Annotated in this window: 16 protein-coding genes; 10 read left to right on the top strand and 6 right to left on the bottom strand. The window is 41.7% G+C overall.

Annotated elements, in window-relative coordinates; translation table 11 throughout:
• Positions 1 to 97: 97 nt before the first annotated feature.
• Positions 98 to 2464: an ABC transporter permease gene (locus M2273_RS15215; protein WP_429398260.1), complete on the top strand. Its 2367-nt coding sequence runs from the start codon at positions 98 to 100 to the stop codon at positions 2462 to 2464.
• A gap of 87 nt (positions 2465 to 2551) precedes the next feature.
• Here the strand turns inward: M2273_RS15215 and M2273_RS15210 are convergent, their stop codons facing one another.
• The 3 genes from M2273_RS15210 to M2273_RS15200 form a co-directional block, all read right to left on the bottom strand.
• Positions 2552 to 3436: an ice-binding family protein gene (locus M2273_RS15210; RefSeq protein WP_429398258.1), complete on the bottom strand. Its 885-nt coding sequence runs from the start codon at positions 3434 to 3436 to the stop codon at positions 2552 to 2554.
• 425 nt (positions 3437 to 3861) lie between these two features.
• Positions 3862 to 4671, bottom strand: coding sequence for an SDR family oxidoreductase (locus M2273_RS15205; RefSeq protein ID WP_429398256.1), 810 nt, complete (start codon positions 4669 to 4671; stop codon positions 3862 to 3864).
• A 38-nt stretch (positions 4672 to 4709) separates the two neighbouring features.
• Positions 4710 to 5105, bottom strand: a complete 396-nt coding sequence (locus M2273_RS15200) for a GlcG/HbpS family heme-binding protein (protein WP_429398254.1) — start codon at positions 5103 to 5105, stop codon at positions 4710 to 4712.
• Between the two features lie 493 nt (positions 5106 to 5598).
• Here M2273_RS15200 and M2273_RS15195 point away from each other — a divergent pair, with 493 nt between their 5' ends.
• From M2273_RS15195 to M2273_RS15170, 6 genes are all read left to right on the top strand, one after another.
• A complete protein-coding gene (locus tag M2273_RS15195) occupies positions 5599 to 6039 on the top strand; it encodes a hypothetical protein (RefSeq protein ID WP_429398252.1) in 441 nt (146 codons plus the stop codon).
• 132 nt (positions 6040 to 6171) lie between these two features.
• Positions 6172 to 6555 (top strand): YdeI/OmpD-associated family protein, encoded by a 384-nt coding sequence (locus tag M2273_RS15190; protein ID WP_429398250.1) that lies wholly within the window; start codon positions 6172 to 6174, stop codon positions 6553 to 6555.
• A 351-nt stretch (positions 6556 to 6906) separates the two neighbouring features.
• Entirely contained in the window at positions 6907 to 7308 is a 402-nt protein-coding gene (locus tag M2273_RS15185) for a LytR/AlgR family response regulator transcription factor (protein ID WP_429398248.1), read from the top strand.
• Between the two features lie 272 nt (positions 7309 to 7580).
• Positions 7581 to 8864, top strand: a complete 1284-nt coding sequence (locus M2273_RS15180) for an epoxide hydrolase family protein (RefSeq protein ID WP_429398246.1) — start codon at positions 7581 to 7583, stop codon at positions 8862 to 8864.
• A 116-nt stretch (positions 8865 to 8980) separates the two neighbouring features.
• Positions 8981 to 10195, top strand: a complete 1215-nt coding sequence (locus tag M2273_RS15175; protein ID WP_429398244.1) for an epoxide hydrolase family protein — start codon at positions 8981 to 8983, stop codon at positions 10193 to 10195.
• 115 nt (positions 10196 to 10310) lie between these two features.
• Positions 10311 to 11522: an epoxide hydrolase family protein gene (locus M2273_RS15170; protein WP_429398242.1), complete on the top strand. Its 1212-nt coding sequence runs from the start codon at positions 10311 to 10313 to the stop codon at positions 11520 to 11522.
• 90 nt (positions 11523 to 11612) lie between these two features.
• Here M2273_RS15170 and M2273_RS15165 read toward each other — a convergent pair whose 3' ends face one another.
• The 3 genes from M2273_RS15165 to M2273_RS15155 are packed head-to-tail and all read right to left on the bottom strand — an operon-like array spanning position 11613 to position 14477.
• Positions 11613 to 12836, bottom strand: a complete 1224-nt coding sequence (locus tag M2273_RS15165; protein ID WP_429398240.1) for a hypothetical protein — start codon at positions 12834 to 12836, stop codon at positions 11613 to 11615.
• Positions 12833 to 13276 carry a ubiquinol-cytochrome c reductase iron-sulfur subunit gene (locus M2273_RS15160; RefSeq protein WP_429398238.1) on the bottom strand — a complete coding sequence of 148 codons (444 nt, stop codon included), beginning with the start codon at positions 13274 to 13276 and terminating at the stop codon, positions 12833 to 12835. Before M2273_RS15160 ends, M2273_RS15165 begins: the two co-directional genes overlap by 4 nt.
• A gap of 1 nt (position 13277) precedes the next feature.
• Positions 13278 to 14477, bottom strand: a complete 1200-nt coding sequence (locus M2273_RS15155; protein WP_429398236.1) for a di-heme oxidoredictase family protein — start codon at positions 14475 to 14477, stop codon at positions 13278 to 13280.
• Positions 14478 to 14771: 294 nt separating this feature from the next.
• Here M2273_RS15155 and M2273_RS15150 point away from each other — a divergent pair, with 294 nt between their 5' ends.
• From M2273_RS15150 to M2273_RS15140, 3 genes are all read left to right on the top strand, one after another.
• Positions 14772 to 15329, top strand: a complete 558-nt coding sequence (locus M2273_RS15150; RefSeq protein ID WP_429398234.1) for a Crp/Fnr family transcriptional regulator — start codon at positions 14772 to 14774, stop codon at positions 15327 to 15329.
• A complete protein-coding gene (locus M2273_RS15145) occupies positions 15326 to 15898 on the top strand; it encodes a Crp/Fnr family transcriptional regulator (RefSeq protein ID WP_429398233.1) in 573 nt (190 codons plus the stop codon). Before M2273_RS15150 ends, M2273_RS15145 begins: the two co-directional genes overlap by 4 nt.
• 72 nt (positions 15899 to 15970) lie before the next feature.
• Positions 15971 to 16726, top strand: coding sequence for an SDR family oxidoreductase (locus tag M2273_RS15140; protein WP_429398231.1), 756 nt, complete (start codon positions 15971 to 15973; stop codon positions 16724 to 16726).
• Positions 16727 to 16824 lie beyond the last annotated feature (98 nt).

Here is a 16824-nt window from a genome sequence, read left to right as displayed (position 1 = left end):
TTAATAGTTATTTAAATACATGGCATTTTCTTGGTGCATAATAATATGATTTATCTTTTTATAAGCCATTGATTTAAAAACCATAAACAATTTTGCCATGTTAAAAACCTATTTTAAAATAGCTTACAGAAATTTAATACGGCATAAAGCCTATTCTATTATTAATATATCGGGGTTAGCAATAGGCATGGCTGCAAGCATCCTGATCCTGCTTTGGGTGCAAAACGAATTAAGCTATGACCGGTTTCATAAAAATGCCGATCAGATATATCGTATTACCTGTAATGCCAGTGGCTTTAAAGCCGCTGTGAATCCTGCGGGTATGCCGGCCGGTTTAAAAGCACAAATGCCCGAGATAAAAAACACCGTTCGGTTGAGCCATCTCTCCACTAATTTGTTTGAAGTTGGCAACAGAAAATTTGAAGAAAAGCGTGTTTTTTATGCTGATGATACTTTCCTGCAAATATTTTCTTACGCCCTGGCTAAAGGCGATCCTTTAACCGCGTTAAAGCGTGTGGATGGCGTATTGATTACCCAGGATATGGCAAAAAAATACTTCGGGCAGGAAGATGCAATAGGTAAGGTGTTACGCAAAGATAATGGCGGCAATGTTGTGGTTACCGGGGTTTTGGCCAATATTCCGGCCAATTCTGATCTTCAGTTCGATTTCATTTTGCCAATGGCCTCTATCGCCAAAACCAATAATGATTTAAAGAACAATGTATGGGACAATTTTAACTTTTACAGCTACGTACAGCTGGATAAGAACTTTGTACCTACTGCTGCATCGTTATCAAAGTTTGCTCAGCAAATGACCCGCATCTATCACAAGGTTCAGCCTGAGATGAAGATAGAATTTCAACTGCAGCCGTTAACAAGTATCCACTTGTCTCAACCCTTACAGGTTGATTTGCCCGGGCACGGGAATGTTCAATATGTAAGGATCTTTTTTATAGTCGCTATTTTGATCCTTGTAGTAGCCTGTATCAATTTTATGAACCTGGCTACAGCACGTTCGGCACGAAGGGCTAAGGAAATTGGATTGCGTAAAGTGGCAGGAGCCATACGCGGGCAGCTCATTATACAATTTTTAGGCGAATCACTGCTCATCTCTTTTTTCGCTTTATTGCTGGCGTTGGCGCTTGTGTGGTTATTTCTTCCGTTGTTCAATAACCTGGCCGATAAAAAGCTGGCTATTGACTTTTTGAATGGGAAGCTTTGGTTAAGCCTGTTGGGCATAGCTTTGGTAACCGGGTTGGTATCAGGGAGCTATCCGGCCCTTTTCCTGTCGGGATTTAACCCGGTTAAAGTACTCAAAGGGAATATGAAATCAATGGGGGGCAATTTATTGTTCCGTAACGGATTGGTGGTAACGCAATTTATAGTTTCTATTTTGTTGCTTATTGGTACCGTGACCATTTACAACCAGCTTAAGTTTATAAAAAACAGAAATCCGGGTTTTGAGAAGGATAACCTGTTGTATATGCCCATGACAGGGGATATGTGGAACAAGCAGCAGGCTTTGAAAAGCGAACTAAAACAAAACCCGCTTACCAGTAATTTTACGGTGATCTCTGATCTGCCAACCAATTTAATTAGCGGAACATTGAGTGTGGATTGGGTGGGAAAAGATCCGCGATCGCAGGTTGTGATTCCTTCTATGGATGTAAGCGAGGATTTTATTCAGGTCTTTAAAATGAAGATGTTGAGCGGCAGGAGCTTTTCAACATCGTTTAAAGCAGATTCAAATAACTTCGTAGTAAATGAAAGAATGCTTAGTATAATGGGTCTTAAAACCGCTACAGCAGTAGGTAAATCATTAACGTTCCAGGGTACCAAAGGCAATATTATTGGTGTAGTAAAAGATTTTAATTTTAAGCCCATTCAGCAGTCAATAGAGCCACTGGTTTTACGATTGAACAAATATGGCGGAATTGTAATTGTAAGAACAGTGCCCAAAAGTACCGAAGCAACAATTAAAGCTTTAGCAAAAATAAGTGAGCAGCTTAACCCGGCTTATCCGTTTAAATATGATTTCCTTGACCAGGACCTGGCCAGTATGTATAAAGGCGAACAACAGATGGGCAGCATCTTTAATTTATTTGCCCTCCTTGCTATTTTTATTTCCTGCCTGGGTTTATATGGCTTATCGGCTTTTATGGCCGAACAGCGTACCAAAGAAATAGGCGTGCGCAAGGTGTTGGGAGCTTCTGTATTAAACGTTGTTTATTTATTATCAACTGGTATCACCAGGCTTATACTGGTCGCCATAGCTATAGCTATACCGCTTTCCTGGTATGCGGTTGATAGTTGGTTGGCCAGCTTTGCTTATCATATAAGTGTTGGTTGGGTTGTTTTTGTCGCGGCTTCGCTGGCAGCCCTAATCATTGCCTGGTTAACGGTTAGTTATGAATCTATTAAGGTCGCCATAGTTAACCCAATAAAAAGTTTGAGAACAGAGTAGAATTATTAACCTACAAAGAAGCCTGCAAATTCAACATTTACAGGCTTCTTTTTTTTAGTGCCTTATGGCGATAATGCGAAGTGTTTTTTAAGGATGAACCGAGTTAGCAATTAATGTAACTGCGGTTTGTGCCAACAATTTACCGGTAACTTTAGCGCCGGTGTTTAGTGATATCAATGTTTTACTCAATATTATACCTTTAAAATTTACGGTTGTTCCAAGAGTTGCTTTTCCAGAAACTACCCAGAATACGTTTTTAGCCTGAGCACCCCCCGCCAAAGTAATAATGGCGCTGTTATTTACAGTAAGGTTTTGCGCGATCTGGAAAACCCAAACATCATTAGGTCCTCCGGATAGTGTAACACCAACCTTTGTTATTAAAACACCAGTGCTCCATTTATATAGACCGGGGCGCAAAGTACGGCCACTGATATCGCCGGCGTACATTTGAACTTTAGGGGCTGGGAATACAATACCATTTGCGGTGGTAAAGGCTGTTTTCATATCATTTACAGCCGTAGTCATTTTGGATGGGGTAGGAGCCGCATAGTTAGCAGCGTAAACGTTCCCTGTTACAATTGGTGTACGCGAAAACTGGTTACTGGCATCCTTTATTAATCCAAATCCGGTAATTGCTGTTGATGCTATCGGGCTCGATCCTATATTGCCAATTATTGAAGTGACACCGGTTGTTGAAATACCGGTTTCTGTTAAAATTGTAAAGTTACCGGCTGTTCTGAGATTTATCGGCGCAGGACTAATCGCCGAACTCCCTGTATTTAAAGAGCTGTTTGCTGTCTGGCTTGCTGTTAATGACTGATCTGGTGCCGGGTTTGAATTGTCCTTGTTACATGATGCCGTAAATACAACAACTAATAACAATAATGGCCAAATGTGATTGAATAGTTTAGAATAGGTTTGTGTTTTACACACTTGAGTACTGTTCTTGATCAAATCGCTTTTTTTACTCATAATTTATGTTTTAGATAATAGTGATTTTTTAGATTTTACCTTCACCATGAATAATACAATGCAAAGCAAGTGCCCCTATTGAAGATGTATGTTTTTATAAAGGTATTTATACCAGTACTTTATTTATCGCTTTAACTTACAAATCGCTTGAGCGTATATGAAGGAGATTTTTAAATGGATAAATATCATTTACGAAATAAACTTTAATTAAAATAAAATCTATAATTAATTAAGAAAATCAAATGAACATATGAATGACTTTATGATTAGTTTAAAGGAATATACTGTAGCCTGTTAACTAATTGTTCCTTTAAACCAAAACGCGGAAAAGATTACTTGAAAACTTATTTTAAGACGAGACAGGTATAACAGCAATAGCCACCATTATAAGTGGTGGCTTATTGTAAAGGAATTTAAATTTAATGTTAAATGGTATTTTCCCAGGCCTTGAGTTGATGCTCTTTTAACATATCTTCTACAAATTTAGGAACTACATTCCGAAATTTGCCGGTATCCGATGGTACTATTTTGATCATGGCATCAATCATTTCTTTTGGATCTAACCTGCCTTCGGCAGTGCCTAAAAGGCTGTCGAATGTGGCCCTCATATCGGCACGTTTTGTAAAATTCTTACTGTCATCCAACCAACGGAAAGGGTTATCGGCCATGGTTTCATTATAACCGGTTAAGTAGGCCCCGGGATTAACAGTCTGTATCTGGATGTTATAAGGTTTTAGTTCTTCATGCAATGCTTCGGCAATAGCCTCTAAGGCATGTTTGGTCGAAACATAAATACCATATCCAGCCGGTGTAAACAGCCCCCCCATTGAGGATGTGAAAACAACTTTTCCTTTCCTTTTTTCGTTGATGAATTTGGCTATAAACTTTTGAGCAAGGTCAAGCGGGGCAAATACATTGGTTTCAAAATTGCGCCTTACTAAGTCAACAGGGATTTCAAATACCGGGCCAGCTTCTCCCATTCCGGCATTACTAAAAAGTATATCGATATCCCAGGTTAAGGCATATTTTACGTCATATGGGTCTAAAATATCAAGCCGCTCAACCCGCAGATTGTTTTCCAATCCAAGCTCTTTTGCTTTGAGGCGAAGCGCGGTTACCTGTGGGGATATTTGTACCCCTGCTATAACCTGGTGACCTAATTGTGCTAAACCAATAGCGGTTCCTTCCCCGAAACCAGAGCCTGCTCCGGTTATCAGAATTCTTTTACTTTCCATAATTTTTGTTTTTATTTTATAAAGTGATTTGTGCTGAATTAATTGATAACACTTCCGGCTGTGGCGATAGAAAAATCCTGGGGAACTGCACCTCCGGATACCCCAATGTATCCTATGATTTTTCCTTCCAGTTTAATGGGCATGCCGCCGGGAAAACCAACTAAGCCACCGTTGGTATTTTCGAGGCCATAAGTAGCTGCTTCAGGCTTAAGAAATTCTCCAACCTGTTCAGAATTCATTCGGAAAAGCATAGCCGTTTTAGCTTTTTGGATGGCAATATCCATTGATCCGATGAACGCGTCATCCATACGTTGCAGCGCTTTAAGGTGCCCGCCGGTATCCATAATAACAATATTAACTGGTACACCGATTTCGTGTGCTTTGCTTCTTGCCAAGCTTAACACCTGTTCTGATTGAGTGAGTGTGATATCCATGATTATATTTATTAATTAATACAGTAAAGTTAGGGAGATGCTGATGTGTATTGTTTAACAATAACAAAGCAAAAGTTGTGAATATCAAAGAAGCTGAAGTATGAGGAATGGATAATGATGTGAAATTCAGTTTATAGTAGGGGGTATCACCCAAAGCCAGTACACCCGCTGTCCGAAGTTCAGACTTCGGATGCACTATGCCTGTAGTCTTTAGACTATCGAAAAATAAGGAACGGGGAAATAAATGCGATGAAGAAATAAGGAGTTGTTGATTAATTATAAATAAATAGAAATCCATATATTTAACAATCAACCTCAAATGCCCGTTAATGAGCCGATATAAAAACCTTATAATAAGCACCATAATTTTATTTCTGTTAATAAATACTGGTTACTACTGGGAGGGGATGCTTGGGGGGGGAACTTATTGTTAATGTTGCTGTATGCGATCAGTTTTTTGATCCTATTGATATGTTTAATTCGCCAGTTATTTTTGGTTATTAAAGAACGATTAAAAAATAAGGCAAGGATATATCTAACTATTATAATGATTTGTCTTTTAGGGTTGATAGCAGCAAAACCTAATGGACTTATCGCTTTTGAAAAATTTGAAAGCAAGGATTTGTTTATAGGCTGGCAGGAAGGCGTCGCCAATTGTACTACCACCCTTAAACTCAAGGAAAATAATCAGTTTTATATAAGAAGTATTTGCTTTGGAGATGATAAAACCTGGGGAAGCTATTCTCTTAAAAATGATACCGTTAAATTAAAATTTTCACCTTTAAATAATAGAAATAAGTATTATGAATTTGGGGTGTATAAACCGATTGCTAACCCACATGATAAAATAATAGGAGTGATTTTTCTTTACACCTCTAAAAAGGATACTAAGCCATATCCGTTGTCGGTATATAAAAATGAATTGATAAAATAGGTTTAACATCAAGATATTCTCCAATGGGAAACTTTAGTGCAATAAAGGAGCCCTTTGGCTTTAAAGATTTTCATAAATGCTTCCGCTACTGCAGGCGCCGAATCAACCAAACTGATAATAAGCTATAGAGTTATGGAAACAAAAGATGGAAAACAGGCTGTTTATGCCAAAACCAGGTCAGACTGGCGGCAATGGCTGGAGGAAAATAGCCAAACAGAGAAATCTGTTTGGCTAATTCTTTATCATAAAAAAAGCAAAGTACAGAGTGTTAGCACCAGCGAAGCTATGGAAGAAGCGCTGTGTTTTGGCTGGATTGACAGTTTGGCGAAAAAAAGAGATCATGAAAGTTTCTACCTTACTTTTACCCCCCGCAATCCGAAAAGCAAATGGAGTAAAATCAACAGAGAACGAACAGAACGGTTGACAGAGGAGGGGCTAATGACTGAACATGGACAAAAATTAATTGATATAGCAAAACAGACAGAACGGTGGGAATCTTCGGAAGCGAAAGAGTAAGACCACACTACCCGCTGTTCGAAGTCAGAGACTTCGAACTACTATGCCTGTAGTCTTCCATCGAAAAACTAAAATAACAATACCCTGGTGCGCCAGCATAGGGAGGGTTAAATTAAGTTCAACGCAAATTGATCTGCACTGTGCTGGCGCAGGTGAACCCTGCAACGCCAGTGCTCCAGTGAACACACGACTAAAACGATATTTTTAATCTTTTTAGTCGTTTTAAAATTTTACTGCTTACTTTTGAATACAATTTAGTATAAGAATTTCATACACCATGAACATTTGGTTTTTGGCCGCACCCCGGCATATGTAGAAGTAGCTGAATTTATTCTTTAAAGATGGAAACGCATGAAACTCATTCAACAAAATGGCGAACCTTATTCGGTTGATACGTTAGTAAAACGTCAGAGTAAAACGAGCTTCCTTGTTTTCAGGAAGAATAAATATATCATTGTGCCTGTTGAGAATATTGCTTTTTTTTATGTCAGGCACGAGTCATCAGCAATTGTATGCTTTGACCGGCAGGAATATTTTGTGAATTATTCATTGGATCATATCCAGGAACTTTTGGCAGACAGTCAGTTTTTCAGATTAAATAGACAATACCTGATACATTTCCAGGCAATAAAAGATGTTGAGCATTATCCCGCACGAAAATTACTGGTTAACCTCACTATACCCTTCTCAGATAAATTGTTGGTTCCTAAAGAAAAGGTAAGTGTTTTTTTGAACTGGCTCGATAACCGGTAGTTTTTGGAAAAACCAAACAATTTTCAGATCATTCTTTGAAAGAAGTATGGTCTTTTTTTTTGAATTTATTCATCCCAATCTGTGAATGTGTGGTTAATGCACAAATTTCGTTTCAAGAAATTATTGCCCGCGCAAAGTTTCAAAAATTTTCGGGTTTAAAAATGGCAACCCCAGGAAGTATTTAGTCCACTTAAACTATTTGGTGCTTGGACGCCGGTTGATGAGGCAAATAACTTTGCAAAAAAAACCGACAACACATTAAACCTAAGACAATGGAAAAGAGCAAAAAAATCCTTACAAGTACAATTGTAGCAGGAGTCCTTGTGATGCAAGGTGCGTTAAGTAATGCGCAAAGCGTACCTTCCGGCAATGCCTCTTCGAATGAAGCGATCCGCCCCTTCCATGTGAACATCCCCCCAAAGAAACTCGAAGACCTTAAACGCCGGGTCTTAGCAACCCAGTGGCCCGGACGCGAGATTGTTAACGATGAAACGCAAGGTGTGCAGCTCGAGACGATGAAGCAGTTGGCACACTATTGGGCGACAGATTACGATTGGAGCAAGTGTGAAGCGAAACTGAAAGCCCTGCCGCAGTTCATGACGAATATCGACGGCGTCGACATTCATTTCATCCACGTTCGTTCAAAACAAAAAAATGCTTTACCGATCATTGTTACACATGGATGGCCCGGCTCCATCATCGAGCAGCTGAAGATTATCGGCCCGCTTACTGATCCTACTGCTTATGGTGGAAAGGCTGAAGACGCCTTCGATGTTGTGATCCCGTCAATTCCAGGCTACGGGTTTTCAGGAATACCAACCACAACCGGTTGGGATGCGCCCCGCATAGCGAACGCCTGGATAGTGCTGATGAAGCGCCTTGGCTATACAAAATTTGTAGCACAGGGTGGCGATTGGGGCGCACTGATTACAGACATGATGGCTGTACAAGCACCGCCAGAACTGATCGGCATACATACTAATATGGCCGGAGCTGTTCCAGTCGACATAGACAAAGCCGCTTTCACCGGTACGCCGCCTCCGGCAGGCCTCTCAGCCGACGAGCAGCGTGCGTATGACCAGCTCGCCTTCTTCTACAAACACGGCCTCGCCTACGCCCAGGAGATGGGTAACCGTCCGCAGACACTATACGGGATCGAGGATTCACCGATCGGCCTGGCCGCCTGGATACTCGATCATGACGCGCGTAGCTACGAGCTCATCACGCGCGTCTTTGCGGGTAAAGAAGAGGGTCTCACACGCGACGACATTCTTGATAATATCACGCTCTACTGGCTGACAAATACCGGAGTTTCTTCGGCCCGCCTTTACTGGGAAAACAAGCTCGCCTTTTTCGCCCCTAAACATGTCACCATCCCGGTGGCCGTAAGCGCCTTCCCGGATGAGATTTATACAGCTCCGAAGAGTTGGGCAGAGCAGGCGTATCCTAAACTCATCTATTACAACAAACCCAACAAAGGCGGGCACTTCGCGGCATGGGAACAGCCTAAACTTTTTGTTGATGATGTACGGGCAGGTTTCAAATCACTTCGGTGATCAGTCGTGAAAGAGGTTATGTACTACAAAACCGCTTAGTACACGTGATCAATTTGGTAACTGAATACTGTTTGAATGGGAAATAAATTTAAGAAGACAATTTTAAAATTTATACAATGGAAACCAGCACAGCAACTTTAGAGGGAGTAGTATCAGACGAATTGATCCGTCCCTTTCAGTTTACCTTCCCGCAGGCTGACCTTGATGATTTAAACCGCCGTATTTTAGCGACAAGGTGGTCTGAAAAAGAAACGGTAGATGATTTTTCGCAAGGTACGCCACTGGCAACATTGCAGGCAATAGCCAGCTATTGGGCTACAAGCTATGATTGGCGGAAAATAGAAGCGAAAATAAATGCCCTTCCGCAATTTGTAACCAATATTGACGGAGTGGATATTCATTTCATACATGTACGTTCAAAAAATCCAAATGCCCTCCCTATCATTATAACCCACGGCTGGCCGGCTTCTATAACGCACCACATGAAAATCATCGGTCCGTTAACCGACCCCGAAGCGTTTGGGGGATCGGCGGAAGAAGCCTTTGATGTTGTTTTTCCTTCGATGCCCGGGTATGGATTTTCTGGTAAGCCAACGAGGACAGGTTGGGGGCCGGAACGTATAGCGAAAGCCTGGGTTGTGCTGATGAAACGTCTTGGTTACAACAAATTTGTAGCACAGGGTGGAGATTGGGGCGCACTTATCACAGAACAGATGGCTGTACAAGCAGCGCCGGAATTGATTGGGATCCATACGAATATGCCCGGAGCAGTTCCGCCCGAACTTGACGGAGCGGCATTTACAGGTGTGCCGGCTCCTTCAGGTTTATCTGAAGAGGAAAAATATGCCTATGAGCAATTGGTATTTGTATACCAACATGTTGTTTACTATGCCTTCTATATGGCATCGCGTCCGCAAACATTGGCCGCATTGGCAGATTCACCAATAGGTATGGCGGCATTTTTGATCGACTTCGACCCCCGCGGATTTGAGCTTATCGCACGCGCCTTCGCGGGGCAAAATGAATGCCTTACACGAGACGACATACTCGATAATATCACACTTTTTTGGTTAACAAATACGGCTGTTTCAGCTGCGCGTCTTTACCGGGAAAATAAGCTGCCTTATTTTGCCCCAAAGGGTATCACTATCCCGGTTGCCGTAAGCGTTTTCCCTGATGAGCTTTATCTGGCACCACGCAGTTGGGTAGAAAAAGCATATCCAAACCTCATTCATTACAATAAACTTGACAAAGGAGGGCACTTCCCCGCATGGGAACAACCAGAACTGTTTGTTAATGAAATGCGTGCGGCTTTTGGTTCCCTTCGATGATCAGTGGGGAAATAGTTTAAGTACTACAAGATCATTTAGTTCGCTCAACCAATTTGGTAACTGAGTACAATTTGCACGGAGAATAAATAGTAGAAAATAATTAAAAATTTAAACAATGGAAACCAGCACAGAAACTTTAGAGGAAGTAGGATCAGCCGAATCGATCCGCCCCTTCCAGTTCACCTTCCCGCAGGCTGACCTCGATGATTTAAACCGCCGCATTTTAGCGACAAGATGGCCCGAAAAAGAACCTGTCAACGATCAAACGCAGGGTGTGCCGCTTGCGACAATGAAGGCACTTGCGCACTATTGGGCTACGGAATATGACTGGCGTAAAGTGGAAGCAAAACTGAATGCTTTGCCCCAGTTTATAACAGAAATTGACGGACTTGACATTCATTTTATTCATGTTCGTTCAAAACATACGAATGCTTTACCACTCATCGTTACACATGGATGGCCGGGTTCGATCATTGAGCAAATGAAGATCATTGGCCCACTCACGGATCCTACTGCCTTTGGTGGAAAGGCTGAAGATGCCTTTGATGTTGTGATTCCATCTATGCCTGGCTATGGATTTTCAGGGAAGCCAAGCACTACCGGCTGGGGCCCTTCCCGCATTGCATATGCATGGATAACACTGATGAAGCGCCTCGGATATGAGAAATTCCTGGCACAAGGCGGAGATTGGGGTGGGCTCATCACGGATATAATGGCTGTACAGTCGCCCGATAATTTACTGGGCATGGCCACAAATTTCCCTTGCACAGTTCCACCTGAAATCAACAATGCGGCATTTGCCGGAGCGCCTGCACCAGACGGCCTCTCAGCTGAGGAAAAACAGGCGTACGAGCAATTGAGTTTTTCATACAAGCACGTTGCCTACGCCCTCATTATGGGATCACGTCCACAGACATTACTCGCAACGGCGGATTCGCCAGTTGGCCTCGCCACTATGTTTCTTGACCACGACCAGCTTAGTTTGGCGCTAATTTCACGCTCGTTTGCCGGGAAGTCTGAAGGACTTACCCGGGATGATGTTCTTGACAACATCACACTATGCTGGTTAACCAACACGGCGGTTTCCGGGTACCGTATCTATTGGGAGAATAAGCATGCTTTTGTAGCTCCGTTAGGTGTTAAAGTCCCGGTTGTGGTGAGCGCTTTTCCTGACGAACTCTACCAGGCTCCCAAAAGTTGGGCAGAGAAAGCATATCCCAACATGATCTATTACAAGAAACACAACAAGGGCGGGCACTTCGCTGCCTGGGAGCAACCCGAACTTCTGGTTAACGATATCCGCGAAGGCTTCCGGTCATTGCACTGATGTTGGATAAAACAAGACCAACAGATCTTGAAACCGGGGCGCGATTTTGATAATGCGCCCCGGTTTAATTTTTCATTCATGAAATTTATTTTAAAAATAAGTTGATATCCCAAAGCTGAATCCCCTTGTATGAGTAGCTGGATTAGCTAAAATATCGCGTTGTTTTTGGATACGATAGTTTAGCCGGAAAACAGTTTGGGGGGTAGGCCTGAAACTAACTGCTGGCATTATACTCCAAATTTCATCTCCTATATTTCCACCGGTTTCTTTAAACCGACCTGCGTTATAATCTACATACTCTAAACGGCATGCCAGGTTTAATACAGCCTTTGGCCACCCCAATAAATTGTTTCTTAAAACAGGCTGTACGATGTCTAAAAATCCACCATGCTGCTTGTTACCAAATTGTTGCGAATAGGTTTGAGGAACATTTACGAAAATCCAGGCATACTCACCTATAAAGGTTGTCCCCGTTCTTTTGATAGTGGTATTCATATCAACCGCGAAAACGTCAACGCGTCGTTTATCATCTAATCTTAAACCGTCTTCCCGGTACTTATTGTATACATCACCCATGTATGATAAGCCAAGCTCACCGATTTTGATATTTTTTATCGCCACTTTACCAGTTATTAATGGCTCACCATTATTGCTCTCTTCAAAGCGTTCGGCATTTGCTTTTGAGGCCGGTAAATAAGTCCTGTTAAATTCATTTTCAATTATAGCATTATCAAAACCGCTGGTTAAGTAAAGTTCATATCCAAATAGCCAGTTATGCTGGTAATATTTACCATATAAGCCAAAGCCGGCATTACTCCATGTTGCAGGCAACATTTTTTCAGCCGAAATTGGCCGGTCGGTGAACTCCCATTTCGGCCCGTCATGGTTTTGGTTAAACGCGCCTATGGGATTAACGATCATTCCGCCCCGTAAATTAAAAAGCGGGTGAAACTCCACATCAACGGCGGCAAACTCTATGCTTATCTCTTTGTCGGCAGGTTCAAATTCTATCTCCGACAGAAATTTTATCCGGGTGGAAATGGTTGATGATACAAATAAAGTTAACCTTCTGAACTGGAACTGATGCCCTTCTGATATGCCATCTGTACCCAAATGCTGATAATTGGCTTCTACATAACCACCTAACGAAATAGGAAACTTACCAGCCTGCAGCGCCGGCCGGTTATAAATGGCATCCATGTTCATTAATTTTTTTGAGGTATCGGCCGGTGTTCGCCTTAACAAACTGGTGTCAATTTGTGCCTGCGTGCTTATTGCGATGAACAAAAAAAAAGTAAAAATTATTGCTTTCATTTTAAAGATATTCGGAGTAGGTTATCACTAATAGTTACCGGGAAGGTCCTGAGCTGGCTTGCCGCGGGGCCGTTTACCACCTGGCCATGGTTATTAAATTCGCTGCCATGTGCAGGGCATTGCATTTTATCACCAAACACCTGTAATTCTGTTCCCTGATGTGTACACCTCATCCATAGCGCTTCATATTGTGTTTCGCTAAAGCGATATACGCATATCGGATACCTTAACCGGTCGTTCTGAGCGACTATGTATTTCCTGAATTCCTTTTTACCAGCCCTGGCATGCTCAAAATTTTCCAGAGGTACCAACATATCAGATCCGGAAATATCGGCCGATACAATTTTAGAGGCAGTACCGCAGCCTTCTGATAAGGTGAGCAATAAACCACCACCAATACAGCTGATGCAGGTTGCAGCTATAAATTTTCGCCTGTCCATATTATAAGCTTTTTAAAAAGGTGATCACTTTTTGTCTTTCGCTTTCGCTAAGACTGCTATACCTGTTTTTGATGATTGCCGCCTCGCCATCGTGCATCCGTATCGCTTCATCAATGCTTTTAGCACGACCGTCGTGCATTAAAAAAAACTGTCCTCCCTGTGAGTTTGGCGCTAACCCTAATCCCCAAAGTGGTGGTGTGCGCCACTCGCTCGTTTTTGCGGATCCCTCTGTGTAACCATCATCCAAACCCGGCCCCATATCATGCACTAATAGGTCACTAAAAGGATGAAATTCTTTGTTTGAAAGCGCAGCGACCGGCGAATTACCTGTTTTTAAAGTTTGCTTATGGCAGCTTTCGCAACCTATTTGAACGAACAGGTTTTTACCACCAATAACATCCGGATTGTTCTGATCCCGTTGAATAGGCGCTTTAAGGGTTTGCAGGTAAAACACAACGTCCCTTATTATTTTATCAGATACCTCAGGGTCGGTGTCTAATAATGTGAAAACATCACTGGGGTCAAAAGACGAAGCGATACCCATATCCTGATTATAGGCAAGCACAGTTTGGTGCAACAGGTTAAAAGTACTTGCCTTTTTTCCGAAACGGGTAATGTACCTGTTTCCCTGAGTATGGCTGTTTGGTTTTGGTTTGATATAAGTTGGCAATAACGCCCAGTTGGGATGTCCTCTAACTCCATCCGGATTATCAACGTTGGCCGATGCCATTGCCAGGATATCATCTTCACTAACCAATTCAATAAAGCCTAAACCGGTATTGATGGGCGGAGTGAATTTAGCAAAACGGGCACCGGGGGGCAACTGCTCAGGTGCATAACCTGGTATTGCTCTTCCTTGTATTTGCGGTCCATGATCAAACTCGTTGCGGCCAAGGCTGTCATTTTTACCAAATCTTGTAAGTGTTGTAAACGGATGGCCTTTACCATCACCAGCATGACAGCTACCGCAACTGGTGGCCACAAATACCGGCCCCAAACCTGTAGCCGATGTAAACACCTGGTCGTTAAACCCAACATCGCCGGCAAGGTGCTGTAAGTTTTGGGCTGATGTTAGGTTTTCAATTGGCCCGTCAAGCAATGCATCTTCGGAAGGTACCGCTGGTTCAAATTTTCGACAGGAAATAATTATCGCGATCAGGAATGAAAATAGACCAATTGCGACCATTTGTTTTTTATTCATCTCTTCATGATATTTTCAATAGTACGAGCATATATAAAATATTTGATTAAGTTAATAAAATAAATTAGTTAAGACTAATTTATTTATAAAAATTTAAGGATATTTTTATTGCAAGCACATTGAATGACAAGGCATTATCAGAGTGGAAACTACATGAATGTTTTTATAAACTCAACGCTTAGCATCTCCTTTACAACATTAACTTTCGCACCAACCTTGAGATTCTTATCCGTTTTTTATATTTGGGTTCGATTTCCATAAAAAATGCATCTGCTCATACAACATATTCAAAAAATGACGTCCAGTTCTGAGATAGAGGGGGAGCCCATATTATCATTTTTTGAAACAAAGACATTTAAGAAAAAGGAAATTTTACAGGAAGAAGACAAGCGTTGTTTGTTATATTTTTTTGTAGTAAAAGGGTGCCTTCGTTTGTATTTTACAGATCAAAATGGTGTGGAACAAACGCAGCAACTTGCATTAGAAAACTGGTGGATGACAGATTTGAATGCTTTTCGATCCGGACGGAAATCAGCCTATACGATCCAGGCGCTGGAGGCAACGGAGGTATTGGCCATTACCGCCCCAAACTATGAGTTGATTCTGGCAAAATTCCCGGTCATCGAAAGCTATTTTCGGTTAATATATGAACGGGCCTATGCAGCGTCATTGCTTCGTATCCAGATGATTTCAAGAATGCCCAAGGATGAATTTTATGAACTGTTTCAATCAAAGTATCCGGAATTTATTCAACGGATCCCGCAGAAAGTATTGGCATCCTTTTTGGGCTTTACACCGGAGTATTTGAGCGAGTTGCGAAAAAATCTGGTAAAAGGAAAAAATAATTCATGACCGAACAATTATATCGACACATTCAGAAACTCGTGCCCGGTTTTACCGTCGAGCAAGAGAAAATAGCTTCGTTTTTCCAAACCAAACTGGTGAAAAAGGAGGTATTGCTATTAAGAGAAAAGGAAATGTGTGACACAATTTACTTCGTTAATAAAGGTTGTCTGTACCTGTTTTATGAAAATAACGAAGAAAAACAGGTGGTACATTTTGCATTGGAAAACTGGTGGATAACCGACTATAAAACTTTTCCCGATGGTAAACCCGCTGTTTATTCGATTGCGGCGATGGAAGATTCGGAAATTACCAGCATGAGCAGGAAAAACTACGAAACACTGCTGTTACAATTCCCCTTACTGGCATTATATTTTAATAAAATTCATGAGCGGGCTTATGGCGCGGCCTTATTTAAACAAAAAACATTTGCTACCGTGTCTAAAGAAGATTTCTATCGCTATTTCAGAAATACTTATCCTGAATTGATCCAAAGAATTCCCGATCCTGTTTTTGCCAGCTACATGGGTGTTTCATTGAAAACCTTAAAGACCTATCAGGACATGTATATTTCTTAAACCAGCTTAAGTTTTCCTGGGCGAGCTATATTCATCTTTGTATTATACAATTAACCTTAAATATTACAGATCATGAAAATTGTAGTTATCGGCGGTACCGGCCTTATTGGTAGCCAATTGGTAAATCAATTGCAGGACTCAGGACACGAGGTGATTGCCGCTTCACCAAACAACGGTGTCAATACACTTACCGGCGAAGGTTTAAATGAAGTACTGCAGGGCGCGCATGTGGTAGTGGATGTGTCCAACTCACCTTCCTTTGAAGATAATGCTGTAATGAACTTTTTCAAAACTGCTAACGGAAATCTATTACCTGCAGAAAAGGCAGCAGGGGTACAGCATCATATTGCCTTATCGGTAGTAGGTACTCAAAAACTACAGGCCAGCGGTTATTTCCGTGCGAAACAAGTGCAGGAAGATTTGATCAAGGCATCGGGTATTCCTTATACCATTGTTCATGCTACACAATTTTTTGAGTTTGCGGGAGGTATTGTTCAAATGAGTGTGGCCGATGGGAAAGTAATAGTACCGGCTGCCAACATTCAGCCTATCGCAAGTAAAGATGTAGCAGCTTTTATGGCCGGAACAGCACTGGAAAAACCTGCTAATAAGATACTTGAAATAGGTGGACCCGAAAAATTTGACATGGCAGTATGGGTAAAACAATATTTGCAGGCAACTCATAAAAATTACGAAGTAGTATCTGATACTCAAGCCCTGTATTCAGGAGCACCAATTACCGCTGATACTTTAGTGCCGGAAAAAGCTGTTTCTCTGGGCAAAACCCATTACGCGGATTGGATTTCTAAACCTGAAAATCAACGATGAAAGCGTAATATAAATTCGCGGTGGCGATTAAAAACAAAAAGCCCTGATACACCAGTATCAGGGCTTTTTGTACTCAGAGCGGGAGATTCTTTGAACAC

Source organism: Mucilaginibacter lappiensis, from assembly GCF_050433765.1.
In the GTDB taxonomy this organism is placed as follows: domain Bacteria; phylum Bacteroidota; class Bacteroidia; order Sphingobacteriales; family Sphingobacteriaceae; genus Mucilaginibacter; species Mucilaginibacter lappiensis_A.
The sequence above is the reverse complement of the archived record's forward strand: the minus strand, read 5'-3'. Positions and strand labels throughout refer to the sequence as shown.